The following is a 26,145-nucleotide window of genomic DNA, read 5'->3' on the forward strand; positions in this document are numbered from 1 at the left end:
TACCCCAAAAAATCATTTATTGCTAATTCTACTTAGGTAGAATTATTTGATGGGAAGTATTTTGATATTTTTCAAATAGACTATCAATGAATTTATTTATTCATAAATACAGAATGGTTAACCTTATAATAAACTGTTTTATCGATGTTCAATAATAGTAATTATACAGGCTAAATGTATTGTATTTCTGTGTGTTATCACTCTTTGTTTGATGCATTTGTTAATGCATTGTGTTTTCGGGGGCTAATTCAAATGAGCCGTCATACTGTATCAGAGTGTAACAGGTGTTGGAGGTTAAGTAGAAACTCTACTTATATTCAATAGAGTTTCTACTTTTTACCGTATAAAGATATTTATTCGGCTAAGTCAAAATATTGCTTTGCAATATTTTGACTATCTACGGCTTTAAGAATAGCAAGGTCTTCAAGCGATGGAGGCGATGCCAGACATTCCAGAGCCTTTTGTGCCAACAATGCAGGTTGGCGAACGGGAACCAAATATTTAGCTAAATGTCCGGTAAGGATTTCATTCGGGCCGTGAGGGCAGTCAGTGCTTACGACGGGGGTGCCACAGGCCAATGACTCAATGACTACCGTTGGCAAGCCTTCAAAATCTGAGCTCAGTAGCATTAATTCTGCGTTGGCAATCCAAGCATAGGGATTATGTTGAAAACCGGGTGTGATAATTCGGTGCTCAACACCGTATTTTTTGGCTAATTTACGCGCTTTATTTGGTCGATTACAGAGAAGCACGAGTTTAGGTGCTGTCGGCATATCCCTCAATGCTTTGAAGAGAATGTCATGGCGCTTTTGACGAGTGACTCTACCCACATGGATCATATAAGGCTCATTGGGAATTTCGGCGATAACTTCTTGAGTCTTAATTTTTATTTCTTCTAAGCGAAAAGGGTTGTAGATGGTTTGCACGCTCTGGGGTTTTAACCAAGAAGTGGCTCTGAGTTCGTCGGCAATACCATTTGAGACTGTGATGATTTTTTTGCCGATCAGAGCCTTGGCTTTTTTCCATCTGCGCCAGAAGTGTACTGGACCGCGTTTTAACTCCATCAATAACTCTTGTTTTAACGCACAATGACAGAAGTAGTAGCAAGGATCGAAATGACAGCCGGAAACAACAACATCGCAGTCAGTTGAATTACTTAGAAAGAGTGAAAACTTGCCCGTTTTTTCGGCGGCGCTCACTTTAGCTTTGAGTTGTTGTATCTGCTCCTGTAGCGAAGGTTTTTGACCCGCTTCAAACAGATAATGAATGGTCACATTTTGCGGAGGTATAAAATCGCCTTCCCTGTGAAACACAAACAAATGCACATCTTGTCCTGCTTCCTGTAACACTTCTGCCTGCGACAAGGCGACTTTCACTGTGCCGTTGGAGAAAAAGTTATGGCAAAAAATCGCGATTTTCTTCATATATGCTCTTCTGCGTGTCTTCAAACGTCGTTTTTTAAACCTAACACTGCTCAGTGTATATCGTTAAACAGGGGGAGCAACATTGTATGTGGTCGGTTTTAATTTCGTGCAACATTATACCTGTTCGTGCCTTTACATGGGCTTAATCAATAGCGTTCTTGCTTATTTTTAAGTTTTTTATCGGTATTTAAAGTCGTTTTTGCTGCGATTATTCACTCGCTTGGCTAAAACGAGTAGACTGGCGAGCAATGATTTTTGGCATCCATGTGAGTTGAGTCAGCAAAGTGCATACAAGAGCTATTTATCCAGGAACTTTTGATCCTATCACCAATGGTCATGCCGACTTGATTGAGCGTGCGGCTAAACTGTTTAAACATGTGGTGATTGGCATTGCGGCTAATCCTTCCAAGCAGCCTAGATTCACCCTTGAAGAGCGAGTTGAATTGGTCAATCGGGTGACTGCTCATTTGGATAATGTCGAGGTGGTGGGGTTTTCGGGGTTGCTAGTGGATTTTGCCAAGGAGCAAAAGGCCAGTGTACTTGTGCGTGGGTTACGCGCGGTATCCGACTTTGAATATGAATTCCAATTAGCAAATATGAATCGCAGATTGAGCCCTGATCTGGAAAGCGTGTTTTTAACGCCTGCCGAGGAAAACTCATTTATCTCTTCAACCTTAGTAAAGGAAGTCGCTTTGCATGGTGGCGATGTGAGCCAGTTTGTTCACCCTGAAGTAACGGCTGCATTGGCGGCAAAGCTTAAGTTGGTTAAACCTTAGATTTTACCTGCGAACTAGATAGTTTTTACGTAGGAGTTTTGTGTTAACTTTGAGGCATTGTTGCCTTGTGATGATACTTAAAAGGATGTTATGAAGGCTTTTTTTCCCCCCACGATCCTTGCTACTAGCATTGCCTCTGGCCTGTTTTTTTCTTCAATGCTTGCTGCTGCACCTTGGGTCGATGCCTCTGATATTTATCTTAGAGCTGACATTCAAGCACTTGCTGATGCGGGTGTGATCACTGTGCCTGTGAATACTTATCCATTGATGTGGTCAGGCATTGGTGGTGATTTAGCGAAAATTGAGCCTGAGCTGCTTTCTCCCTCTTTAGTACAAGCCTTTGCACGGGTTAATTTTTATTATCAAAATGCTGTCGATAATCGTGGTAATGCACGGATAAAAGTATCGGCAGCATCTGATCCTGCTCGCTTTCAACATTATGGTTCTGGCTATCGCGAGAAAGGTGAAGTGCTGGGCTCCTACGAGTATTTAGGATCGCGTGTTGCTTATAAGGCGACGGTGGCAGAAACCTATGATCCGCAAGATAATAAAAACTTCCGCCTTGATGAGTCTTATTTTGCCATCATTTTTGGCAATTGGATCGCAACCTTAGGCGCGGTTGAGCAGTGGTGGGGACCGGGGTTTGACTCGGCTCTACATCGTTCTAATAACGCCCGCCCTATGTCATCGTTAACCTTGAGCCGTAACAATGCCGCGGCTTTTGAAACACCTTGGTTATCTTGGATTGGCCCTTGGACCTTTAAAACCGGATTTAGCTTAACTGAAGTGGATCGTGCTGTGCCTAAGACGGCTGAGTGGGATATGCGCTTAAGTGCAAGACCGATTAAACAGTTAGAAGTGGGATTGTCTTGGTCGACCTTATTTTGTGGTGAGGGCCAAGATTGTAACTTTGACTCTTGGTGGGATTCGGTTGCGAGTAATGCTGTTTGTATCGATGGTACAAATGATTGTGCGCCGAATGAGCGCCGCGATGCAGGCCATAGAACTCAAAGTATTGATATGCGTTATGCCGATACTTTGCAGGATATCCCTGTTGGATTATATCTCGAACATAGTTGTGAAAATGGTAGTGACTGCGGCTCACTTTGGGGGATTGATACCCATTTTGGCACATCGGGTAAGCAGTTTAAGTTGTTCATGGAATATTCGGACACCTATGTAAAATGCGATGGTGATAGTGCCAATTGTTTCTATGAGGATCCTGTCTATCTGAGTGGTGCTCGCTACTATGGTCGTGCTTTGGGTTCTACCTATGATAGCGATGCACAAGTGTTCGTGGTTGGATTAGTTGGCCAGTTTAATAACAGCCGTGGTTTTACCTCGTTGCTGCGTTATGCGAAGCTGAATAAAGATGGCTCCAATGTGGCGAACACTTGGGCACCACAACCGCCAAAAGAAGATTTATTGATGCTGGAGCTTTCTTACCGTATGCCTGTGTGGAAAGGCATGTGGAGCTTAGGTGGAACAGTATCGAGATCGGAATTTGAAGTTCAAGAAAATGATACAAATGCCACGCTATTTAGCAGTTTTGAGTATCGTTTTTGACAGATATAATTGATTAAATAACGAAAAATGCCAAGCACTTGCTTGGCATTTTGGCTTATAAATAACGCAATATTAGCGTGTTTGGCAAATGCCACAAAATACTGTGGTGCGCTGGCCTAAACGGATTTCACTCAGCAAGTTACCGCAGCTTGTGCAGGTTTCACCGCCGCGACCATAGACATGCAGTTTTTGGGCGAAGTAGCCCGGCTTGCCATCGGCATTGGTGAAGTCTTTCAGCGTGGTGCCACCCTGTTTAATGGCGTGGGCTAAGATTTGCTTCACTTCTGCAACTAAAACGGTCAAACGCTCGATATCGATTTTACCTGCTTCGGCCTCTGGGTGAATGCCCGCCGCAAACAGGGCTTCATTGGCGTAAATATTACCCACTCCCACCACTATATGATTATCCATCAGGCAGAGTTTGATGGCCTTTTTCTTGCCCGCTAAAGCTGCCGCTAATTGTGCGACATTAAAGGCATGGGTCAGTGGCTCTGGCCCCAGTTTGGCGAGTAATGGATGCGCTTCTTCTGGGAGTTCACACCATAGCCAAGCACCGAATCGTCTTGGATCGTTAAAACGTAAAATGCGGCTGTTGGCGAGCACTAAGTCGATATGGTCATGCTTTTCCACTGGGGTATCGTGGGGCAAAATCCGTAAACTTCCCGACATGCCTAAATGCACTATGCTAGTACCCGCGTCAGTGTCGATTAACAGATACTTAGCACGGCGTCGCACTTGGCGTATAACTTGGCCGATAATCTGTTTGGCTATGTCAGGCACAGGCCAGCGCAACGAGCCATTGCGGATCACAAGATCAACTACGGTTTGCTCGACAAGGTAGGGGGCAATACCCTGACGGGTGACTTCAACTTCTGGTAATTCCGGCATGGATTCTTTCTTATCTTAAGTAAAATGGGGTGGCATTTAAGTTGCGGGTTTCGCATCGAGGATCGGTTGCAGTTTAGATCTTAAACTCGGTGGTACTAAATACCAATTACCTGCGGGAGACTTTAAGGCGCCTTCATTGGGAAAATAGATCCACAGTTGAGCATCGCGGATATCTGCAATCTGTATAACTAATTCTTGCGGATTATCTGTGGTTTCTGGCGCGGCGGTTAAGGGGGATACCCGTATGGTTTGCCACGCCTTTGCCCATTCATCACAGTTGAGGACTTTAGTGTCGCACTCCCATTGTGATGCTTGCTTGTGCAGCCATAACCCGTCGAGTTGCAGCTGTGAAAGCGGTGCATTATCGTCAAACAGTCGCTGAGCATCACTCGGAACATTATTGGTTTTGTTATCCATAAAAGTCAGCACGGCGACCATAAAGGCGCAGGCGACTATGATGATGTTATTCCATTGCTTACGAGTTAAGGCCATAGAAATGTGTGACGCTAAGTATGGGGTGATGCTTCGAGTTTATCACGGCCAAATTGAGATGCTAGCCCTTAAGCGATGGAGTGGTGATGCTTAACCGCCTGTGGCGTTCATAAAGCGTAGGATTTGTACCTGATTATTGCCAAAGTCATGCTGCTTAGGTTTGAGATTAATTCCCGCGAGAATAGCGACTTTTAATCTTTCAATATCAGCCGGAAATTCCCGGACTATGCTTTTGAGATCAACGGCATGTTCATTGCCTAAACATAGCAATAATTGGCCTTCGACTGTGACGCGCACGCGATTACATTCGTGGCAGAAGTTGTGGCTGTGGGGCGAGATAAAGCCGATATGGATTGGGCTGTCGGCCATAGTGTAATAACGTGCTGGGCCGCCGGTACGTTTGTTGGAAAGCTGTAGCGGATAGTGACTATTGATGATGGCTTTTACTTCATCGCTGCTGCAATGACGGGCGCGTTTCCGCTCATCCATTTCGCCAAGCGGCATTTCTTCGATAAAGGCGATGTCTAAGTTGCGGCCACGGCAGAAATCAACTAAATCAATAACTTCATTATCGTTCTGTTGTTTTAAAATCACTGCATTAATCTTGATACGTTCAAATCCCGCCGCAATAGCCGCATCAATACCATCGATGACTCTGTCTAATTTGCCGTTACGCGTTAGCTGAGTAAACAGTGTGGGGTTTAAGGTATCTAGGCTGATATTGAGGCGCTTTAATCCTGCATCAAACATGGGTTTAGCGAATTTTGTCAGCCTTGAACCATTAGTGGTCATGGATAAATCCGTCAGCCCAGGCAGTTTGCCAAGCAGACCCACTAGCTGGTCGCAATCGGTGCGAACTAAGGGCTCACCGCCGGTCAGGCGAATTTTAGTCACACCAAGCTCGGTAAAGGCTTGGGCAATCCAAGCTAATTCTTCGAGGTGGAGTACGTGGTCCTTTGGCAGAAAACAGGGATCTTCCGTCATGCAATAAACACAGCGAAAGTCGCAGCGGTCGGTGACCGAGAGCCGTAAATATTCGACCTTACGGCCAAAGGAATCCACAATTAGACTCATAAAAACTCACTGGATCCTAAAGCAGATCCGCAAAGGGTTGAATAAATACAGTTTCACCTGCATTCACGGCTTCTGCATCATCCCCTATGATGATGAGGCAATTCCCTTTAACCATTGAACTTAACATTCCGGAACCTTGGTTGCCCGTACTACTCACGTGTAGGCGTCCATCTTTACCAAGTTGATAAATCCCGCGAATAAATTCGGTGCGACCTTGACGGCTTCGTAGAGTTTCATCACTTATTGCAGGGAATAGCTGCGCTTGCCAATTCACTTCACCTGCTAATTTTCGTAAAGCGGGCTGCACAAATTGCAGGAAAGACACCATGACTGCGACTGGGTTGCCAGGTAGCCCGAAGAATAAGCTGTCATTCACTTTACCAAAGGCGAGTGGCCGACCCGGACGCATGCTAATCCGCCAGAAATCAATTTTGCCGAGGCGTGCAAGCACGGTTTTAATGTAGTCCGCATCGCCGACAGACACGCCACCCGAGCTAATGACGACATCAGCAAGGTTGGCGGCTTTAGCGAGAGTTGCTTCAAGGGCGGCTTCAGAATCTTCGATAATGCCTAAATCGATAACGTCACAACCGAGACGTTTCGCCATTGCTTTGATGGTAAAGCGGTTTGAGTCATAGATGCAGTTAGTTTTGAGTACTTCACCGGGCTGGCTCACTTCATCGCCGGTGGAGAATACTGCAACAGTTGGGCGGCGATATACGCTCAGGTGATTGAGCCCGAGTGAGGCCAGTAAACCTTGTTCTGCGGCGCTTAGGCGAGTGGCTTTTGCAAGTGCGACTTGGCCTTGAGCAATATCTTCTCCAGCGAGGCGAACGTGTTGGCCAGAAAGAATGCGGCCTTCAAAGCTAACAATGCCATCGACTTCCTTGGCAAGCTCTCTGGGCTGCACAGTATCGGCACCTGCAGGCACTGTTGCGCCCGTCATGATACGCACGGTCTCGCCGACTTTAAGCATGCCCGAATATTGATGACCGGCAAGAACCTCTCCCACCAATTTTAAGGTGGTAGGCATGGGGTCTTGATAGACAAAGGCGTAGCCATCCATCGCCGAATTGGTTTGTTGTGGCACGTTGACGGGAGAAATGCTGTCGCTGGCTAGTACGCGGTTATCTAAGGCATCTAACTCAATGTCTTCAATCTCTGCCACAGGTGATACATGGGATAAAATCTGCGCTAAACCTTGGCTGACGGTAAGGTTTTTGTTGTCGCCTATGGCGCAGGCATCCACGGCCGAAATGGGGTATTGGAGTGGCGCTTCCCAGTTTTGGGTGTACTCCATCACAAAATCGGCAATCTGGCTGATATTGTTGAGATCGATTCGGCGCAGCTCACTCGGGAGTGCGTCGTTTGGCAACTGAGTGTCATCGCAACAGGCGATGGCGAGGATATTCTCATCTTGGGTGTAGATAAAAGGTTTGCCGTGGGCGGCGCGGTGCAATTCAATTTTAGGTAATGCGAGCTTTTTAAAGCCTTCGACGAGGACAATATCGACTTTGTCGGCTTCGATTTGCTTGAGTAAATGGACTAACTCAGGATCGCCATCGCGCGCATCTTCTGTCATCAGCGCCCAGCGTACATGGGAGGCAACCAGCATTTGTCGTGCGCCCGCTTTACGCATTTCGTAACTGTCTTTGCCGGGAATATCTACGTCGAAATTATGGTGGGCATGTTTGATTACGGCTAAACGCAGGCCACGTTGATTTAATTCGGGGATCAATTGCTTGAGTAAGGTGGTTTTCCCCGTGCCACTGTAGGCACAAAATCCGAGAACGGGAATAGCGAGCGGATTGACGAAGGGGTTACTCATTTGCACCTCTAATTTGGGTTATTGGAGCCTTTTTAGCTACTGGGTGATTTCTATCGCTAGTCGTTGTTTTTGTTCTGGCGTATTTACATTCACAAAAGCATTGGGCTGGTCGGCGAATGACGCTACGACGAAGTGATGTTTGATATACCAAAAGTCCACTTTACGCTCACCCGCCTCAAGAAACGCTTTCATCGAGTCACGTAAGCTAGGTTTTAAGAGTAAAACAACGGGTTGTTCATACTCACCGTCACTGGCGACAGCAATCTCGGCCTTTTCTGCTTCAATTGCTGCCAACATACGCGGAACAAGGTCGAGTGGCAGGAGTGGACAGTCGCAGGGTACTACCAATAAGTAGTCTGCATCTGTTTGGCCCATAGCGGTGATCATACCCGCTAAAGGTCCGAGGAAACCACTATGCTCGTCACTTATCACCTTAAAACCGAACTCAGCATAACGTGTTTGGTTACGATTTGCGTTGATCAGGATCTCCTTAACCTGAGGTTTTATTCTATCTATTGTGTGCTTAATCATGGCTTCGCCGTTTAATTCGACGAGACCTTTATCGTCGCCACCCATGCGACGGGCCATACCACCGGCGAGAATAACGGCATCAATTTGCGATGACATACAAAGGCTCCTGTGCTGGCAAAGATTCAGGCTGTTGATAAGAGGTCATCACGCGCTCACCTTCTATGTGCCACTGTTGTTCGCAGATGGCGGTTAGCGCGCAATTCTGATGGCTACTCAGTAACATTCCTGTGCCTTCGTGTTTGAGTTGTTGGATCATTTTTAATACTAGCTCTTGGGAATCCTTGTCCATATTGGAGGTGGGTTCATCGAGCATTAATAGTTTAGGTTGTAGGATCCAAGCGCGCGCAATCGCGAGGCGCTGTCTTTCGCCACCAGAGAGATTACTGGCCCTTTCGTGCAGCAGCGACCCTAGCTGCGCCATCTCAATTGCTTGAGTAATCCGCTGTTTCGCCTTGGCTTTTGTTTCTGAGCTGAAATTCAGCCCATAGGTGAGATTATATTCTACTGTGCCGTCGAACAAATAAGGATGTTGGTGCAGATAAACAGCCTTACCTAACAATGGATTGCGTCGCCACCAAGCATTTTGGGCAAAACCGACAGCCTCAATATGACCTTTGGTTGGTGGCATTAAGCCCGCCAGAATTTTCATCAAGGTTGATTTGCCTGTGCCATTGTCGCCTTGCAGATAAATCACATCTCCTTGGCAGAGCGATAATACGTCGGCTTTGAATAACAGGCGCGCACCAAAGGACATTTCTACGTCACGGGCGATCAGTTTGACCTTAGTCATTGCTTAATGGCTCCTTGGCATAGCTTTGCCGCGTAAACTACCTAAGGCAAAGTTGAGGATCAAGGCCAAGATTAGCAGCACTAGCCCGAGGGCGATAGCTTGGGCGAAGTCACCTTTGCTGGTTTCAAGTGCGATTGCGGTAGGAATATTACGGGTCACGTTTAAAATATTGCCGCCGACCATCATAGAGCAGCCGACTTCGGTCAGAATGCGACTAAAGGCCGCGACAATCGCCAGCAGTAAGGGCATGCGCAGTTCTCGGCATACTGTCCACACTGCACGGCACCAAGAGGCACCTAAGGTGCGTGAGGTTTCCCAAGCTCTGCGATCAACGCTAGTGAATGCGGCTTGGCTCATTGCAATTAGCACGGGGGCACAGATGAACATTTGCCCGAGAATCATGCCTTCTTGGGTAAATAACCACTTTAGATCGCCCAGAGGACCGTTGCGCGTTAGCAGTAAATACACGAGTAGACCGATAACAACTGTAGGGATTGATTGCAGAGTTTGAACTAAGTTAGTGACTATCCATTTGCCGCGAAATGGCGCAAACGCCAACACAAAGCCGAGCACCATGGAAGGAACAAGCGTGATCAGCAGTGCCGCGAAAGAAACCGAAAACGAGATCGAAATGATGGACCAAACGTCAGGGTCTAAAGAAAACAGCAGGCTTAACGCCTGCTGTAATAGTGCTAGCCAGCCGTCGTTCATTCGCTATAAGTTGCCTTGAACAATTGCTCGCCTTCAACTTTGAAGCTGTTGATCATGCTTTGACCTTCTTTGCTGATCAACCAGTCGCTGAATGCTTTAGCGCCTTTGTGGTTCAGATCTGGGTATTTAGCAGGGTTGATGAGAATGACTTGGTATGGGTTGGCTAAGGTTTTGCCACCATCGAAATCAACGGCAAGATCGAGCTTAGTTTTATAAGCAACGAAAGTACCACGGTCAGACAGAGTGTAACCTTGCATTTCGTTTGCCATCAGCAGGGTTTTACCCATGCCTTGACCTACTGAAGTATAACCTTTGAAGTTAGGAGTAACATTTGCCGCTTTCCATACTTCTAACTCTTTGATGTGAGTGCCTGAATTGTCACCACGAGAGATAAAAGGCACGCCTGATTTTGCCATTTTAACGAAAGCTTCTTCGGCTGTTTTGCTGTCACGGATTTTTGCTGGGTCGTTTTTAGGGCCAAGTACTACGAAATCATTTTCCATAATGCCACGGGGCTCAACACCAAAACCATCGGCTACGAATTTAGCTTCGGCGCTAGGCGCGTGAGTCATGACTAAATCCACGTCACCTTGCTCACCTAGTTTCAGGGCTTTACCTGTACCTGTGGCGATGACTTGAACCTTGTAGCCTGATTCACTTTCGAACTTAGGTAACAGTTCTTTCAATAGGCCTGAGTTTTCTGTGCTGGTGGTGGTGGCTAACTTGATAATTTCAGTCGAGTGAGCGGGTAAAACAGTGAACATACTGGCTGCAACAACCAGTCCCAGTAATGACTTCATATGAGATTTCATGTTTAGCATGGGTACTCCTTGGCGGAAAATAGGATTCCAACTCAAATGCCTACTGAGTGGAAGGTCTCGTAAATTGTAATACGTTCGGTTGAAAGCAAGTTAGATGCCAAGCTGAGAATGCGGTCATTTTCTTCACAGCTTAACCTAATTTGTGAGCTTGATCCCAAGCTTAACAAATACTCTACAGACAAATTGTCTCAGGACAAACTTCTGATGGTTCATAGTGACCTATTCATCTATTTTCAGTGCTAGAATTGGTCGCAAATGAGTCAAAATGTCCAGAAGCAGACAATATGAGCCAGATAGATAATAACCTCAAGCCTCTTCCATCGGCAGTATCGGTACTGATTGTTGATGATGAACCCGGAATGCGGAGTTTTTTAAATAAGGCACTCTCGAAGAAATTTGCCTTAGTCGAAACGGCGGGCAGTATCGAAGATGCGGAGCAGCTGCGTAGCCGTTGCCATTTCGATTTGCTTATCGTCGACATTCGTCTGCCTGGTCGTTCGGGTATCGAATGGCATGAAGCGTTGGATGAGCAGGGGCGTCGTTCGGACATCATTTTTATGACCGGCTATGCTGACATGGAAGTCGCGATTACCGCGCTACGCGCTGGTGCGTCTGACTTCATCATGAAACCTTTCCATCTCGAACAGATGATGACTGCGGTCGATCGCTGTATCGAACGTCGTCTGCTTAAACGTGAAAATTTGATGCTGCGTCGTGAGGTTTCAATCGGTTATTCATCGACCATTATTGGCAGCAGTGAAGCCATGAAGTCGGTGAAACATATCATCGAACGTGTGGCGCCGACCAATGCCGTCGTCTTAATCCAAGGTGAGTCGGGCACGGGTAAGGAATTAGTCGCACGGCAATTGCATTTGCTTAGTGGACGTCAGGGACCTTTTGTCCCAGTTAACTGTGGCTCTATCGCCCCTGAACTGCTCGAAAGTGAATTGTTTGGCCATACCGCCGGTGCCTTTACGGGTGCGAAAGGCAATCGTGAAGGTTTATTCAGTTTTGCTTCTGGCGGGACGATTTTTCTCGATGAAATTGGCGAAATGCCACTGAAAATGCAAACGGCTTTACTCCGAGTATTAGAGCAAAAAGCGATTCGTCCTGTGGGCAGCGAGAAAGAAGTGAACATCGATGTGCGAGTGATCGCGGCCACTAACCGTACTCTGATTGATGAAGTGGATTCAGGGAATTTCCGTCGAGATTTATATTATCGGCTGAATGTGCTAGATATTTTAATCCCGCCATTACGTGATAGACCCGAAGATGTCGTGGAGTTAACCCATCATTTCACTCGCCAACTTGCCGCTGAATTAGGGGTAAGAGAAGTCGTGTGGAGCCATGAAGATATGGTGAAACTACAGCAACACGAGTGGCCTGGTAACATTCGTGAACTGCGCAACATGATTGAGCGTTGTATTTTGCTGGGTAAACCGCCAGCGGAATATTGGAAGCAACAGCTGAAGAGTGAGTCTTTATCCACATCGGGTTATCCATTGGATTGGCCATTGAAAGACGTAGAAAAACACCATGTGACCAGTGTTGTGGACTTACATTCTGGCAATAAGTCTGCCGCGGCGAGGGATTTAGGCGTTTCGCGTAAGACCTTAGATCGCAAGTATAAAGAGTGGTTTGATTTTAGTGGCGAACAGGAGTCATAGGGTGTCATTCTTCACTCACTTTTTTGGTGTCAGTTGGCAGCAAATGCAGGCCAAGGTGCGCTATCGCATATTAATCCTGACGTTACTGCCCATTCTACTGACACTGGTGAGTTTAGTGTTTATCACTATTTACTGGAACATCAGTTATACAGGTAAGCAGCTGTTTATGAAGGTTAAAGCTGACTTATCTGTTGCCGAAAACACCTTGCAGCAAGTGCAAGTACGCCAAGAAAAACAACTTGAACGTGTGGTGACGTCTTGGACTTTTCAAAATGACTTTAGGCCACTTTTCAGTGGTAAAGAATTAAGTGGCGAAGTCAGCTACCGAGCCAGTATTGATGCTTTTCTTCTTGAACAGAAAAAACAGCTAAATCTCGATTATTTGCGTTTAGTTAGTGTTGCCGAAGCGGCCGCAGACCCCGATTTACGCCAAATCCTTCCTAAGTTAGACGGTTTATTACCTTACTCCGGCTTGATGGTGCTGCCGCCCGAGCGTTTAGCACGTATCGACCCCGAATTGGCTATCACTGCGAGCATTCCGATAGTTGCAACCTTGCGGGCGCAGAGCCCCGTTAAAACCGTTGAAGAACGTGGTTTATTGAGCCGTAGTCTATTGCCCGTCCCTGATATGGAAGGCAAAGTGGCTTGGTATCTCGATGGTGGGATCTTGTTTAATCGCGATACTCGAATTGTCGACCACATTCGTGATCTGGTATACGACAAAGGCACCTTGCCCGAGCGTTCCATCGGTACTGTGACCATCTTCTTAGATAACATCCGTATTTCCACCAACGTGCCGCTGCATTTTTATCCCACAGGCAATGAGACGCTGGGCCGCGCGCTTGGCAGTTTAGTATCGGAGGAAGTGAAAGACAAAGTGTTAACTCAAGGTGAGCAGTGGGTCGATCGCGCTTTCGTATTTAACGATTGGTTTATTTCCGCTTATGCCCCCTTGGAAGATGTTCGCGGCCAACGTGTCGGTATGATCTATACCGGCTTTTCTGAATCGCCATTTATCCATAATTATTTACTCAATATCATAGAGCTAGGCACGATTCTAATGTTAGTGCTGTTGGTCTCTGGCCTGCTGGTTTATCGCGGTGCTTATAGTTTATTGCAGCCAATTGAACGTATTCACCATGTTGTACAAGCTGTGCAGTCGGGGCGCAATATTCGTATCGGCGCCTTAGGATTAGATAGGGATAATGAGTTATCGAACTTAGCCGAGCAATTTGACAGTATGCTTGACTTGCTACAGCGTCGAAATGCCCAAATTCAAGCGGCGGCAGAACAGCTTGAAATGAAGGTTGAAGAGCGTACTCGCAGCCTGCAGGATAAAACCTTAGAGCTGCAACGTAACGTGGCGTTACTAAACGAAACGCGTCAACAGCTCGTCACTAACGAGAAGCTCACAGCTCTTGGCGAATTGACCGCAGGTATTGCCCATGAAATCAATAATCCGACGGCCGTAATTCTTGGCAATATGGAATTACTGCGCTACGAACTTGGTGATAATGCTGAAGTAGTAAAAGAAGAAATTGATTTAGTCATTCAACAGGTTGGGCGGATCAGCACTATCATCCGCAGCCTGTTGCAATACAGCCGACCTGGCGAATTCAACGCACCACTAGAAATGCATCCGATGACTCCTATTATCGAAGAAATGTTGGTGTTGGTGCGACATTCGATTCAAAAACAAGAAGTCGTGCTTATCACTGAGTTGAACGCCAGTTGTCCAGTACAAGTCAATCGACCTCAACTGCTGCAAGTGTTGATTAATCTTGTAGTAAACGCGGCGCATGCGATGGACGGTAAAGGACGTATTTGGGTGCGAACCTATGACTGGGTGCAGCAAGATATGCCGATTGGCGTCAAAATCGAAGTGGAAGATGAAGGCTCAGGGATAGCGCCAGAGCAGCTTGGACGGATTTTCGACCCTTTTTATACCACACGTAAGGATGGCACTGGTTTAGGTCTTTCGCTCAGTTACGGCATTATCAAGCGGATTGGCGGTACGATAGAAGTAAGTTCAACTTTGGGTAAAGGGTCTTTATTTACCATAGGTTTGTATCATGAAGCGAAGGAAGATCAGCAAAATAATTCCTACGATGGCTTACACTTTGCGGGCAACTACAGCGATATGTCTGCAGATTAGTCTTATCCCGTTAGATAGGCCGTGTGTTGTATTTGGCTGATTAGGTTTGAATTAAAATATGTCGAGCGATTGCTAGCTTTGCATTACTGATTTTTAGGCAAAAAAAAGCCGGATGATGAGTCCGGCCACAAAGAGTGTGTGTGAGCAATGTCGTGCTTGCAAACTCAGGAGCTCCATAACAACGTCGATTACCAGTCATCGTTGTTAAAGATGAGTTTTGGAACGCACGTTAACGATAATCATTCTCAATTGTGTTTGCAAGCTATTTATTGCAAAAAGTGCACATCTTTACAAATATCGTTTTGCCCTCATCCATTAACGGTTTAGATCGACTTGCACAGATACAGTTTATGATCGACTAAGCTTTTAGGATCGGCTGTCAGTTCAGTAATTAAATATTGATTACTGATCAATAAATTAAGCATCGCAGGGAAGCGGTTCAGCGTCTTCACTTGAATATGATTATATCCTTGGCGGCGCGCCCAAGTTTCTTGATATTCGAGTAGACTCTGCGCTAAGCCTAAACGTCTAAAGTCGGATGCAACGCCACCTAACCAGCTATAAAATATGGCTTCTTCTTGCTCGTAACCCAGTTTAAACCCTGCCAATTCACCTTCTACATATGCGACTAAGATCAAACATGTCTTGCCCTGTAAGCGCTGGTCCAACACTTCGTTTGTGAGTGGGTGATCGAGCTCAGGGATTTGTTGGCTAAGTTCGATAAGCTGAGCGGCTAACTCGGGAGTCAAACTTGACTCTGCTTTAATTTCAATAGAATACATAGTTTACTCTCATAAAAAATCAGCCCCACTCGCGCGTTAACAGGAGCAGGGCTGAGCTATTAACTGGTTAAATTATAACAGGTCTGGCCAGTTGGGTTAATTAGGAAATTGATTCTTGCGGATTGGCTCGCAAAATCTTGTCCTGTAAGACTTTTAGCAAAACACCGTATGCCGGTAGGAAAAGGCCTAAGCTCACGATTAGCTTAAAGCCGTAATCGACTGTAGCGATTTCGGGCCAATTGGCTGCCATAAAGCTATCGGAAGAGGCGTAAAAGGCGATACTGAAAAAGACTAAAGTATCGACCAGATTTCCGACTAAGGTTGAGGCGGCTGGGGCGACCCACCAAGAGCGACTGGCTCGAATACGGGCAAAAACCTTAATATCCATCAACTGACCAATCAAATAAGCCGCGAAGCTGGCAAAGGCAATTCGGAACACAAAGGTATTCCACTGTGCAAGTGAATCAGCACCTTGAAAGCTGCCTTGATGGAACATCACTCCCATCACGTAGGAAATCATCAAAGCGGGAATCATAGCTTTGAGTATGATGCTGCGTGCGGCTTGTTGGCCAAAAATACGGACAGTGAGATCTGTGGCTAAGTACACGAACGGAAAGCTGAATGCCCCCCAAGTTGTGTGGTAGCCAAACAGTTGAAATGGCAATTGTACTAAGTAGTTGCTGACGCAAATAATCAGTATGTGAAATCCTACTAATAGGAATAAAGCGCGGCGAAGCTGCGCTGTGGTTAACATTAACATATGTGGCCTTTTTAGTTGTGTAGGGCGGGGTGAGGGAACCCGCTAATATTCAATTTATTATGTTTACGACTTTATTGCCGGTGACAGCGTGCTGAAATCGGGTCGCCATTATAGTGGTCGAGTTTTAAGATGCAAGTCTGCTGTTTAAATGTGCACATAGAATGAAAACTCTTCTACACTTTGAATACGTCGAAGGAGGATAGCCATGAGACGATTTTTTGCTACTTTTTGCTTATTTTTAGCTGTGTTACCTGTGTCTGTTTCCGCCGCTCAGCCGATAGTGGTCGATGTAGCAACGTCAACTTGGGAGGGATTTGCCAATCGTGATAAAACGGGTTACTACTTCGAGTTACTTCAGCGGATTTTCCCTGAGCCAGAATGGCAACTCAATGTGCAGTTTATGCCTTTTGCCCGCAGTTTATATCTTGTTGAGCACAATCGTACCGATATCACGCTCAGCGTTTACAAGGGTGATATTAAAAAGGGGCTATTAACAGAGAATATGGTTGAAGTGGACTCTATCGATGTGGCTGTTACTCCCGAGGTGGCAGCAGGCTGGACCGGTATTGAAAGCCTATCCCACAAGAAGGTTCAGGCCATGCTGGCCTACAGATACAATATGCTGACACCTGTGCCTATGTATTACGAAGAAAGTAGCGATATGTTGACTATGCTCAATAGCTTAAATGCTGGACGTATAGATGCCGTGCTAGATTACAAACCTAATTTGCTTACGTTTGTTCCTAAATTAAAGGCGCCACAAAATTTTGTGATTATTCAAGGTGTACTCAAGGCCGAAACCTATTTTGTTTTCGCTAACACCGAGAAAGGCCAGATGTTGAAACAACATTTTGACCTTGCACATAAGCGCTTAATCGATTCGGGTGAACAGGACAGGCTTTACCTTGAAACGATTGAAAAACGAAGGGCTGATGGCGCTGAATAGTCTTAATGTTTACTAGGCTTATTACATTTCGAATAAAATCGACATTATGGTTGCGAGTTTATTTTCAAGCTCTTGCCACTCAGCTTCAGGCTCAGAACCTGCAATAATTCCCGCCCCCGCAAATAGATTAATCCGACCTGGTTCGATCAGCGCACTGCGGATCGCTACCGAAAACTCACTCTCATATTTATTGAAATAGCCGCAGGCACCGGCGTACCAACCGCGAATATAACCTTCACGTTGACGAATAAAGTTTAGCGCTGAATACCGCGGCAAGCCGCCAACTGCAGGAGTAGGATGCAGGGCTTGCAAAAGTTGGAAATCATTCACGCCCGGCTTCAATTCGGCTCGAATTGCACGGTGTAAATGTTGAATATGGTTCAGCTTAAAAATAGTCGCTAATTCATCGGCGCCAACATAATTGCTCAGCGGCGTGAGCATATTCACTATGTGACTGCGAACAAGTTGGTTTTCAACGCTATTTTTGTTGTCTTCTAATAAAGCGTTCGCCAGCGCAACATCTTCTTCTTGATTGAGACCGCGTACCGTTGTACCAGCAAGTGCCTCGGTAAATAGCTCCTGCTGACGGCGGCGGAATAAACGCTCTGGTGAGCAAGAGATAAAAGTGCGATCTGGACTAAATTGAAAGCCAAACTGGAAACTATTGGGATTACGGCCCTGCCAGCAAGCCAGCACCATCCAAGGATCGATAGGTTCATTGACTTCAAGTTGTGTTAAGCGGGATAACACGACTTTTGGGGTATCTTGATTGAACTTAGGATCCACCACTTGCTCGACTAATGTCTTCCAACGTTCAAAATCAGGTTTGTCACTGCGCCCAAGTGGAACGATCTTTTTAGGTGGCGAGAGTGGCTTCGCAGGCATGACGGCTTCGATAGCGCCGATGGCCTTATCTATCTCGCTATGGTGATCATTATCAGCAAAATTAAGATTCACTAATAGGCTAAATTTGTTCCCACTGCGTCTAAATTCAATGCGCGGCAGGATAAAGCGGCTATTACCGAACTCAGGCCAAGACTCTATAGTGCGATCGAAGGCAACACCGCCATAGTAGCGAATATTCTGATTCGTCGATAAGGCTCGCTGCTCTTGGTAGGCCATGGCCAGTTGCTGATCATTGATTCCGGTTTCAAATCTAAAGTCTTTGCACGCCCCTATCGCCGCGACTTCTTCGATTCTGTCGCGCCCATGCCAGTAGATCCTTGGGTATTGAGTCTGTGATGCCAGCCATGAAATTAAAGGCATAGCGACAGTGTTTAGTGACAACTGCACTATCGGTTCCGTCGGTGGAACTTGCTTTAATTGAATGAGTTTGTCGATGAGAGACTTAAGGTCTTCAGACAGGGCATGAACGGGCAAATAGAACTCCAAAGATAACGGATGAAGGCGAAAGCTGAAGGTCACTCTGTCAGCGTCAGTAAATTCGACTCAGGTTAATGTCCTCTTTTACAAGCCATTTACCTGTAGTGATTTTAGTCTGTAAATAAGAATCTTTCGCTCAAATTAAAGGCCACGGTCGAGTGTGTCAAGATGTAAGGCCCTATCGTGTGACTTTCGCCATAGTCTCATTTTACGCTGATAAAAAATGTGACTTGAGTGGGTCTTTTTGTCGGGCAAGTCACCCTCGGTGGACATTTTGTCTCTTAGTCGCTAAATGTACTTTCCCTTTGTCGTAATTAGTCGATCTAGGTTGGTTTTTAAACGTTTTTCGGTTGAGACAGAATAATCGCGGTCCACAATAGCTGGCACATCTTAAATTTTCTACGTGACAAGTTAGATGTCTATTAACGTATGACTCGCCGTGGGAATGAAAAGACGACTAGGGTGAAGCCTTGTCATAGGCTGTTCGTTAGATCTTTATAGGCAGATATAGCATGAAACTCTTAGATCTCGAAGGCGTTAGCTTCAACTATGGCAGCCAGTTACCGACGGTATTGCAGGAAGTTAACTTGGCGATTGGTACCGGCCAATGCCATTGCGTGAGCGGTCCTACGGGCTCAGGAAAATCGAGTCTGCTAAATCTACTGGCGGGCGTGTTAAATCGCCCGCATGAAGGTGACATCTGGCGTTATCCTCAATTGGTTACGGGTCTGGTAATGCAAGACCCACAAACTCAGCTACTAAGGCAAACCGTTGGTGCCGAGGTGGCTTTCGCCTTAGAAAACCTCGATATTCCCGCCGAGCAAATGCTACCTAAAGTGCAATTAGCACTACGGCGCGTGGGCTTGTATCTGCGCCTCGATACCCAAGTCAGCACGCTTTCCCTCGGTCAAAAATATCGCTTAATGATCGCCGCCCAGTTAGTGTCAGAGCCGCATTTACTGCTGCTTGATGAACCTTGGGCACAACTCGATGATCACGGTGTGAGTGAGCTACTGGTCGTGCTTCGCAATCTTATCCAAGATGGTATGGCGCTAGTATTAGTTGAGCATAACGCCTCGGCATTCGCCGAGATTATTCAGCATTATTGGCAGTTAGAGGCTGGCAAGTTGTCCGAAGGCATCTATACCGTGAGCGATGCGCCGCAAATTGAAGCGCCTGCGTGGCGAAATCAGGCTAAGTTTGAGCATTTAGGTAAAGTCTTGGTCAGTGCCGAAGCCTTTGATTTTGGGTTCGATGCTTGTCCCACGTTATTTGCGTGTCCACAAGGATTCCAATTGCAGTCGGGGGAGATAGTGACCTTAGTGGGCGACAACGGCTCTGGTAAAACGAGTCTATTGAAAACCATAGCGGGTGTGCACAGTTTAAGGCAGCGTCTTCCCCTTAAAGTGCTAGGGCGAAGACCTAAATTGGGGATTTATGGCGCTGAATTGGGACTGTTGATGCAAAGGCCGAGTCGACAATTATTCGAGTCTAACGTGCTAGCCGAAATGCAGTTTAGCCTTAGGCGCTTTGAACTCCCCAAAGAGCGAGCGGTGCAAATGTTGGACGAGTTGGATTTATTTAGCTTAGCCCATCTGTCGCCCCACAAATTATCCTACGGCCAACAGCACTTGATTGCCTTAGCGTCACTCGCCTGTTTACGCCCTAAGGTGCTGCTTTTGGACGATCCATTGGCGGGGATGGATAAGCATTACTACGGCAAAGTGTGGTACTTGCTAAAGCGGTTAAGCTCCCAAGGTTGCGCTATTTTGCTCAGCACTCACAGAAGCATTGAACACAGTGCAGTGTCACGGCAACTGAGTTTACGTAATGGTTTATTGGTGGAAGAGTCAACTGAAATGGCTGAGCGTTATGTGGGGTAGTTGTGAGCTTTTCGCGCGTGAGGGTCGCTGGTTTTGAATGCCTAGCCCTTAGGCATTTGTTGAAATAATGAGAGATTGAAATGAGTCTAATCGACACCTTAAGCTCTGATTTCATCGTATCTTGTTTAAGCCCCTTTATTTACCAAGAAAGTCTATGGTGATTTTCTAATCCTCGTCTTAGAATGCCCCTCACGTCTGTTCTATAATAATCAAAAATAACAACAGAACATTTGAGCGTAAGTCGCTTTAATGTCGTATGGTTAAGTTGATATTTTATTCAGGCACATCATCCTTGGGGTTGTAGATATGAGTGAGTCGGCAGAATCAGTTGAACTTATCAAATTACCAGTGTCACAGCTGACATTGGGTATGTTTGTCAGTGCCATAGACAAAAATGATAAAGGTCAACTTGCTATTGCAAATGCAGGACAAATTAAACACAAGGATGCGATTTTAAAGTTAGCTAAAAGTGGTATTAAATTTGTTTGGGTAGACGCTGATCGTTCGGCTGAACATTGTGGGTTAAAGAAAAAAATCACTAACGATAATCAAACTGACAATAAAAAAGCGCTCATTAGCCGCGATAAGCAACAAGCTCAAGCTAAAGTCATGCTTACCGAAGCGAAAGACCTCATTCGTAAAGTCTTATCTGAGACCTTCGAAGGTAAAGCCATCGAAGTTGCCCCCTTCGAAGCGTTAGCCGATACCATGATAGAGTCAGTGATGTTGGATGCTGATGCGCTTAAATGTATGTCTGCACTCCGTTCAAAAGATGCCTATCTACTTGAACATTCAGTGAATGTCGCCTTTCTACTGGTTACCTTTGGTAAATACTTAAAGCTAGATCGTGTCATGCTACGGGAAATGGCGGTCGGGGGTATTTTGCATGATATTGGCAAGATTAAAGTCGACAATAAAGTGCTGCACAAGCCGGGCAAACTGACGCCGGAAGAGTTTGAACATATGAAGCTGCATCAAGTGTATGCGCTTGAAATTATGAACGAAACTACTGGTCTTTCGCAGATCAGTAAAGATATCTGCTTGATGCACCATGAAAAATTAGATGGCAGAGGTTATCCAAGGGGGTTGAAGGGTGATGAAATCCCCCGCCATGGCCGTATGAGTTGTATCGTTGATATCTTCGATGCTTTGACAGCGACGCGATGTTATAAAGAGGCTATGAGCCCTGCCGCGGCCTTTAAAATTTTACTCAGTCTAACGCCATTCCATTTGGATCAAGAATTGGTCTATGAGTTTATTCGTTGTATTGGTGTTTACCCTGTGGGTTCCTTAGTTGAATTGTCGGATGGTCGTGTTGGTATTGTTTGGGCCTCGAAAGATAGGGATGCGCTACATCCAATCGTAAAGTGTTTTTATTCTTTAAAAGTAAAACGTTACACTGATGTCGCTATGGTGGATTTATTAAAATCTGAACTTTATATTGAACGCGGTGTGTCACCGAGTACATTAGATATCGATCCGACTCCTTTCTATTAATCTTCAAATCCTACCTTAAATGCCGGTCATCTGAGTCGATGGCTGGTGTGAATGATTGCAGAGCCTGCGCTAAAAACCGTAAACTGAAAGTATTTCTCTGGTCGAGCAATGCTATGAACAGTGCTATGAAATCACTATTTCCTATTTTTATCATTCTCTTATCCTTGGCTTTGTTAATCCCTGGGGTGACTCAACCTATTTTGAGTATCAGCGGCAGTATCGATAAGGCCAAGCTGGCGGAACAAGGCATAGAGCAAGTTGCCCAAAGCTTTGATGAGGACTCTGGGCGTGAAAGTGCCCGCGGTATGTTAAGCATGGTCAGTGGCTTGCTTGGGTTTAATAGCCTTAAAGGTGAAGTCCAAGTGTTGCAGAAGACTCGTAGTATTTGGGGGACGGTAACCGAACTTTATCACTCTGGGAATGGGCTCGTCGCGGGATTAGTCATGTTATTCAGTGTGATAGTGCCAGCCTTGAAGTTGAGCTTAATGTTGGCACAGCAATGTGTTAGCTCGATTGGCCTGAAACTGAGGATTAATGCCGTCGTCAACGCACTCGCCAAGTGGTCGATGGCCGATGTGTTTGTGATAGCGCTGATCATCACCTTTATGGCGGGGAACGCCTCAGGTGACATGGGGGAAATGTTAAAAACCCAAGCGCAATTTGAAAACGGTTTTTACTTCTTTACCGCTTACTGCATTTTATCGATCCTGAGTGGTTTTTTAGTGCGGCGTCCAACGCCAATTTTGTAGCTATTTTATAAGGCATCCCGACCTTAGCGATAAGGTCGGGATGCCGAGATTTAACCGCTCAGCGAGTTAGGACAAAGTGCCATTTTGATAGATGGGCATAATCCAATAGCGACAGGGATTATGTTTGCAGACCAGCGCCAAAGCAGCGAGCAGCGCGGCTTGTTGCGTAGCGGGGTGCATGATTTCGAATTTGCAGAACTCCCGATAACCTTCCACTTGTTCCTTGATATTAAAATGGCTGTGTTCACGGCTAAAACCACAAATATTCCCTAGGCTAAAGCCCGATAGAAACTCCAACTCTATCAAGGTATCGACTATGTCGTCCTTAATATCATTTTGGGCGATCAGTACTAACAGTTGTTCTGTGCTCATTTACGTTTATCCAGCCAAAAATACAGAATTGGCAGTAAATACAGTGTGGTTATGGTTGAAGTGAGCAGACCGCCAATCACCACAATCGCTAAAGGTTTTTGAATTTCAGCCCCAGGACCTGAGGCAAACACTAGCGGCATAAGACCAAACATGGCCGTTGTCGCCGTCATCAAAATGGGGCGTAAACGCCGCGCTGCACCTTGTTCTACCCGTTCGCGCAGATTACTGAACATGTGCTTGGTTTGTTCGTAATAGCTGACCATCACCACGCCATTGAGCACAGCAACCCCAAGTAGGGCGATAAAGCCAACTGAGGCGGGCACGGACAAATATTCCCCCGATAAATACAGGCTAACTATGCCGCCCATCATAGCGAAGGGAACGTTGGCGAGGATTAAGCCCGCTTTGGCCAGTGAGCCAAATGTGGTGAATAAAATCAAAGTGATCAGTGCGATAGCAATCGGGATCACTAACAGTAAATTGCTGGTGGCCCGCTGCTGGTTTTCAAACTCACCACCAAAACTCACGCTATAACCGCTCGGGAGTTTGATTTCCTTTGCTATTTTAGCGTTGAGCTCTTCTACAAAACTCACAATATCGCGACCCTGCACGTTGGTGGTGATCACTGAAAAGCGATTCCCTTGCTCACGCTCGATAAGGATGGGGCCTTGCTTATAACTTAAGGTGGCGACATCACTCAGGCGTTTTAAGGAGTGATCTGGCATCACCAGTAACTGATTTTTAAGCTCATTGATGCTGCTTAAGTGGCTCTGATTATTAGCCATCAGTACGGGTGTGCGCTTCTTACCTTGCAGCACTTCGGTCACGATCACGCCTTCGAGCTGGCTTTTCAGGTAGCGGGCAAACTCCATGGTGCTCATGCCAAAGCCTCGGGCGAGCTCGTTATCTAAGGTGAGGTTGATAAAAGGACTGCCTTCGATCATCGCCATTTTTACATCGACGCTGCCACTGGTGGCATTAACGAGCTGTTGGATCTGGCTCGTGAGCTGGCCTAAGGTGTCGATATCATTACCAAAGACCTTAATCGCCACGTCGCCAATGCTGCCGGTGAGCATTTCGGACACACGCATTTGTATCGGTTGAGTGAAGTTAAAATTAACGCCGGGATAGTCCAATAACACAGTGCGGATCGCATCGATAAGCGCTTCTTTATTGGCAAAGCGCCATTCGCTGCGGGGCAGAAGTTCTAAGAATACATCGGTTTCATTGAGCCCCATGGGATCTAAGCCGATTTCATCCGCGCCAGTACGCGCCACCATTTGTTTGATTTCAGGAACTTTAGCCAGCAAGGTTTGCTGAATTTGCTTGTCGATGGCAATCGAAGCTTCGAGTGAAATCGACGGGGATTTCTCCAGCTGCAGGATAATGTCGCCTTCATCTAAGGTCGGCATAAAGGTTTTTCCCACTAACCCGAACAGCCCTAGGCTGACGATAAGCAAGCTAAAGGCGATCACCATAAAGCGTTTTTGATGGCTAAACGTGCTCTTGAGGCTGGCCAGATAAAGCTGTTTAAGCTTTTCAATCGCCTTAGGTTCCTTGGCGGCTTTTTCGTTGACGAGATAAGAAGCGATAACCGGAATAACAGTTAACGACAACACCAGCGCCGACAGCATGGCAAACACGATAGTGACCGCAACTGGGGTAAAGAGTTTGCCTTCGAGCCCGCTCAAGGTCAGCAAGGGTGAGAACACTATCATGACGATCACAGTGCCCGACACTACGGGAATGGCAACGTCCTTGGTCGCGCGAAAAATCAAATGCAGCCGCGGTAATCTCTGCTTAGTAGCGATAAGATTCACCATGTTTTCGACTACGACCACAGATGAATCCACTAACATGCCGATGGCGATAACCAGTCCGCCTAGGCTCATTAAGTTTGCAGAAAGATTGAAGTAATCCATCATCAAAAACGTCATCAACGCGGCAAGAGGCAACGAGAGTGACACGACCAATGCGGCGCGCACGTTACCTAAAAATAGCGCCAGCAAGATGATCACCAACACTACGGCTTCGAACAAGGCATTGGAGATGGTATCAATCGCGGTATTGATCAGATTCGCGCGGTCGTAAAAGGTGTTGATCTGGCTCCCTTCTGGCAAGGTTAGGCTGATTTGATCGAGTTTTGCTTTAATGTTTTTGACTACTTGTGCTGTATTGGCGTCTTTTAGGGCGATGATCAAGGCTTCGGCGGTTTCGTTGCCGTCTTTCGTGACTGCGCCATAGCGGGCTAAGTGGCCAATTTGAATATCGGCCAAATCCTGCAGTCGATACACTCTGGCATCATCGGCCTTGATCACTAATTGTTTGAGTTCGTCGATATCATCGATGCGACCTTCGGCGCGCACTATTATGGTATCTGTACCAATAGTGAGCTTGCCCGCACCTTCGTTGTGATTATTCTCAACTATCGCCTGTTGCAGCGCCGCAAAACTTACGCCCGCGGCCGCCATAGCCGCAGGTTTGGGGGTCACACTAAAGCTTTTGGCATAGCCACCGAGGATATTCACATCGGCCACACCCGCAACGGTTCGTAGTAGTGGACGGATTTCCCATTCGAGCAACTGCCGTCTTTCCATCAGCGAAAGATTGGGATTTTCGAGTGAAAACATAAAGATTTCGCTGAGCGGCGTACTCATTGGCGCCACACCGCCCGTCACACCTTCAGGGAAACTGTCCCACACGGCGGCGATGCGTTCGCTCACCTGCTGGCGCGCCCAATAGATATCTGTTCCTTCGTCGAAATCGAGGGTGATATCGCTGATGGCGTATTTAGTGGTCGAGCGCAGAATCGATTGATGGGGAATACCTAACAGTTCAGTTTCAATCGGCACGGTAATTTGCGCTTCGATTTCCTCCGGCGTCATGCCGGGCGCCTTGAGGATAATCTTCACTTGGGTGGGCGAAATATCGGGAAAGGCATCCAAGGGAATGGAAAACCAGGCTCGCGCTCCCGCTAACATGATGATCAGCGCCACAATCAGCACAAATAAGCGCTGCGTAAGCGAAAAGCGGATGACTGAGGTCAACAT

The 26,145-nt window shown here is 46.4% G+C and carries 22 protein-coding genes; 8 read left to right on the forward strand and 14 right to left on the reverse strand.

Annotated elements, in window-relative coordinates; genetic code table 11:
- Window positions 1-353: 353 nt before the first annotated feature.
- Entirely contained in the window at window positions 354-1,424 is a 1,071-nt protein-coding gene (locus tag HUB64_RS21220; RefSeq protein ID WP_173497804.1) for a glycosyltransferase, read from the reverse strand.
- Between the two features lie 284 nt (window positions 1,425-1,708).
- Here HUB64_RS21220 and coaD point away from each other — a divergent pair, with 284 nt between their 5' ends.
- Window positions 1,709-2,200: a pantetheine-phosphate adenylyltransferase gene (gene coaD, locus HUB64_RS21225; protein WP_105250747.1), complete on the forward strand. Its 492-nt coding sequence runs from the start codon at window positions 1,709-1,711 to the stop codon at window positions 2,198-2,200.
- A gap of 90 nt (window positions 2,201-2,290) precedes the next feature.
- The gene (locus HUB64_RS21230) at window positions 2,291-3,766 is read left to right on the forward strand and encodes a capsule assembly Wzi family protein (RefSeq protein WP_173497805.1); all 1,476 of its coding nucleotides are present in this window, start codon (window positions 2,291-2,293) and stop codon (window positions 3,764-3,766) included.
- 72 nt (window positions 3,767-3,838) lie between these two features.
- Here HUB64_RS21230 and mutM read toward each other — a convergent pair whose 3' ends face one another.
- The 8 genes from mutM to HUB64_RS21270 form a co-directional block, all read right to left on the reverse strand.
- Window positions 3,839-4,654: a bifunctional DNA-formamidopyrimidine glycosylase/DNA-(apurinic or apyrimidinic site) lyase gene (mutM, locus tag HUB64_RS21235; RefSeq protein ID WP_173497806.1), complete on the reverse strand. Its 816-nt coding sequence runs from the start codon at window positions 4,652-4,654 to the stop codon at window positions 3,839-3,841.
- A gap of 36 nt (window positions 4,655-4,690) precedes the next feature.
- Window positions 4,691-5,146 (reverse strand): hypothetical protein, encoded by a 456-nt coding sequence (locus tag HUB64_RS21240; protein ID WP_105250745.1) that lies wholly within the window; start codon window positions 5,144-5,146, stop codon window positions 4,691-4,693.
- 90 nt (window positions 5,147-5,236) lie between these two features.
- Window positions 5,237-6,220 carry a GTP 3',8-cyclase MoaA gene (gene moaA, locus HUB64_RS21245; RefSeq protein ID WP_131524425.1) on the reverse strand — a complete coding sequence of 328 codons (984 nt, stop codon included), beginning with the start codon at window positions 6,218-6,220 and terminating at the stop codon, window positions 5,237-5,239.
- Window positions 6,221-6,236: 16 nt separating this feature from the next.
- Window positions 6,237-8,048: a bifunctional molybdopterin-guanine dinucleotide biosynthesis adaptor protein MobB/molybdopterin molybdotransferase MoeA gene (locus HUB64_RS21250; RefSeq protein WP_173497807.1), complete on the reverse strand. Its 1,812-nt coding sequence runs from the start codon at window positions 8,046-8,048 to the stop codon at window positions 6,237-6,239.
- Between the two features lie 36 nt (window positions 8,049-8,084).
- The gene (gene mobA, locus HUB64_RS21255) at window positions 8,085-8,675 is read right to left on the reverse strand and encodes a molybdenum cofactor guanylyltransferase MobA (RefSeq protein WP_113940167.1); all 591 of its coding nucleotides are present in this window, start codon (window positions 8,673-8,675) and stop codon (window positions 8,085-8,087) included.
- Window positions 8,659-9,369: an ATP-binding cassette domain-containing protein gene (locus HUB64_RS21260; RefSeq protein WP_173497808.1), complete on the reverse strand. Its 711-nt coding sequence runs from the start codon at window positions 9,367-9,369 to the stop codon at window positions 8,659-8,661. Before HUB64_RS21260 ends, mobA begins: the two co-directional genes overlap by 17 nt.
- A gap of 3 nt (window positions 9,370-9,372) precedes the next feature.
- Entirely contained in the window at window positions 9,373-10,080 is a 708-nt protein-coding gene (locus HUB64_RS21265) for an ABC transporter permease (RefSeq protein WP_105250740.1), read from the reverse strand.
- Window positions 10,077-10,901 carry a substrate-binding domain-containing protein gene (locus tag HUB64_RS21270; protein WP_131524430.1) on the reverse strand — a complete coding sequence of 275 codons (825 nt, stop codon included), beginning with the start codon at window positions 10,899-10,901 and terminating at the stop codon, window positions 10,077-10,079. Before HUB64_RS21270 ends, HUB64_RS21265 begins: the two co-directional genes overlap by 4 nt.
- Window positions 10,902-11,185: 284 nt before the next feature.
- Between HUB64_RS21270 and HUB64_RS21275 the strand changes: the two genes are divergently transcribed.
- Together HUB64_RS21275 and HUB64_RS21280 are read left to right on the forward strand one after the other, a co-directional pair.
- Window positions 11,186-12,568, forward strand: a complete 1,383-nt coding sequence (locus HUB64_RS21275; RefSeq protein ID WP_173497809.1) for a sigma-54 dependent transcriptional regulator — start codon at window positions 11,186-11,188, stop codon at window positions 12,566-12,568.
- Window position 12,569: 1 nt separating this feature from the next.
- A complete protein-coding gene (locus HUB64_RS21280) occupies window positions 12,570-14,723 on the forward strand; it encodes a cache domain-containing protein (RefSeq protein ID WP_173497810.1) in 2,154 nt (717 codons plus the stop codon).
- 323 nt (window positions 14,724-15,046) lie between these two features.
- Here HUB64_RS21280 and HUB64_RS21285 read toward each other — a convergent pair whose 3' ends face one another.
- Window positions 15,047-15,505, reverse strand: coding sequence for a GNAT family N-acetyltransferase (locus HUB64_RS21285; RefSeq protein WP_173497811.1), 459 nt, complete (start codon window positions 15,503-15,505; stop codon window positions 15,047-15,049).
- A 100-nt stretch (window positions 15,506-15,605) separates the two neighbouring features.
- Window positions 15,606-16,265 (reverse strand): 7-cyano-7-deazaguanine/7-aminomethyl-7-deazaguanine transporter, encoded by a 660-nt coding sequence (locus HUB64_RS21290; protein ID WP_105250735.1) that lies wholly within the window; start codon window positions 16,263-16,265, stop codon window positions 15,606-15,608.
- A gap of 205 nt (window positions 16,266-16,470) precedes the next feature.
- Here HUB64_RS21290 and HUB64_RS21295 point away from each other — a divergent pair, with 205 nt between their 5' ends.
- A complete protein-coding gene (locus HUB64_RS21295) occupies window positions 16,471-17,211 on the forward strand; it encodes an ABC transporter substrate-binding protein (protein WP_173497812.1) in 741 nt (246 codons plus the stop codon).
- Between the two features lie 21 nt (window positions 17,212-17,232).
- Here HUB64_RS21295 and HUB64_RS21300 read toward each other — a convergent pair whose 3' ends face one another.
- On the reverse strand, window positions 17,233-18,591 hold the full coding sequence (locus HUB64_RS21300; protein WP_131524435.1) for an isochorismate synthase MenF: 1,359 nt from the start codon (window positions 18,589-18,591) through the stop codon (window positions 17,233-17,235).
- A gap of 515 nt (window positions 18,592-19,106) precedes the next feature.
- Between HUB64_RS21300 and HUB64_RS21305 the strand changes: the two genes are divergently transcribed.
- The 3 genes from HUB64_RS21305 (at window position 19,107) to HUB64_RS21315 (ending at window position 22,723) form a co-directional block, all read left to right on the forward strand.
- Complete coding sequence (locus HUB64_RS21305) at window positions 19,107-20,477, forward strand: ATP-binding cassette domain-containing protein (protein ID WP_173497813.1); 1,371 nt, start codon at window positions 19,107-19,109, stop codon at window positions 20,475-20,477.
- Window positions 20,478-20,783: 306 nt separating this feature from the next.
- Window positions 20,784-21,974: an HD-GYP domain-containing protein gene (locus HUB64_RS21310; RefSeq protein WP_105250731.1), complete on the forward strand. Its 1,191-nt coding sequence runs from the start codon at window positions 20,784-20,786 to the stop codon at window positions 21,972-21,974.
- A gap of 113 nt (window positions 21,975-22,087) precedes the next feature.
- Complete coding sequence (locus HUB64_RS21315) at window positions 22,088-22,723, forward strand: paraquat-inducible protein A (RefSeq protein ID WP_173497953.1); 636 nt, start codon at window positions 22,088-22,090, stop codon at window positions 22,721-22,723.
- A gap of 66 nt (window positions 22,724-22,789) precedes the next feature.
- On the opposite strand, the gene HUB64_RS21320 is transcribed toward HUB64_RS21315, so the two are convergent.
- Window positions 22,790-23,095, reverse strand: coding sequence for a DUF3240 family protein (locus HUB64_RS21320; RefSeq protein WP_173497814.1), 306 nt, complete (start codon window positions 23,093-23,095; stop codon window positions 22,790-22,792).
- Window positions 23,092-26,145 carry an efflux RND transporter permease subunit gene (locus HUB64_RS21325; RefSeq protein ID WP_173497815.1) on the reverse strand — a complete coding sequence of 1,018 codons (3,054 nt, stop codon included), beginning with the start codon at window positions 26,143-26,145 and terminating at the stop codon, window positions 23,092-23,094. The genes HUB64_RS21320 and HUB64_RS21325 overlap by 4 nt, the downstream gene beginning before the upstream one ends.

The organism is Shewanella sp. ISTPL2 (assembly GCF_013283205.1).
GTDB classification, from domain to species: Bacteria; Pseudomonadota; Gammaproteobacteria; order Enterobacterales; family Shewanellaceae; genus Shewanella; species Shewanella oncorhynchi.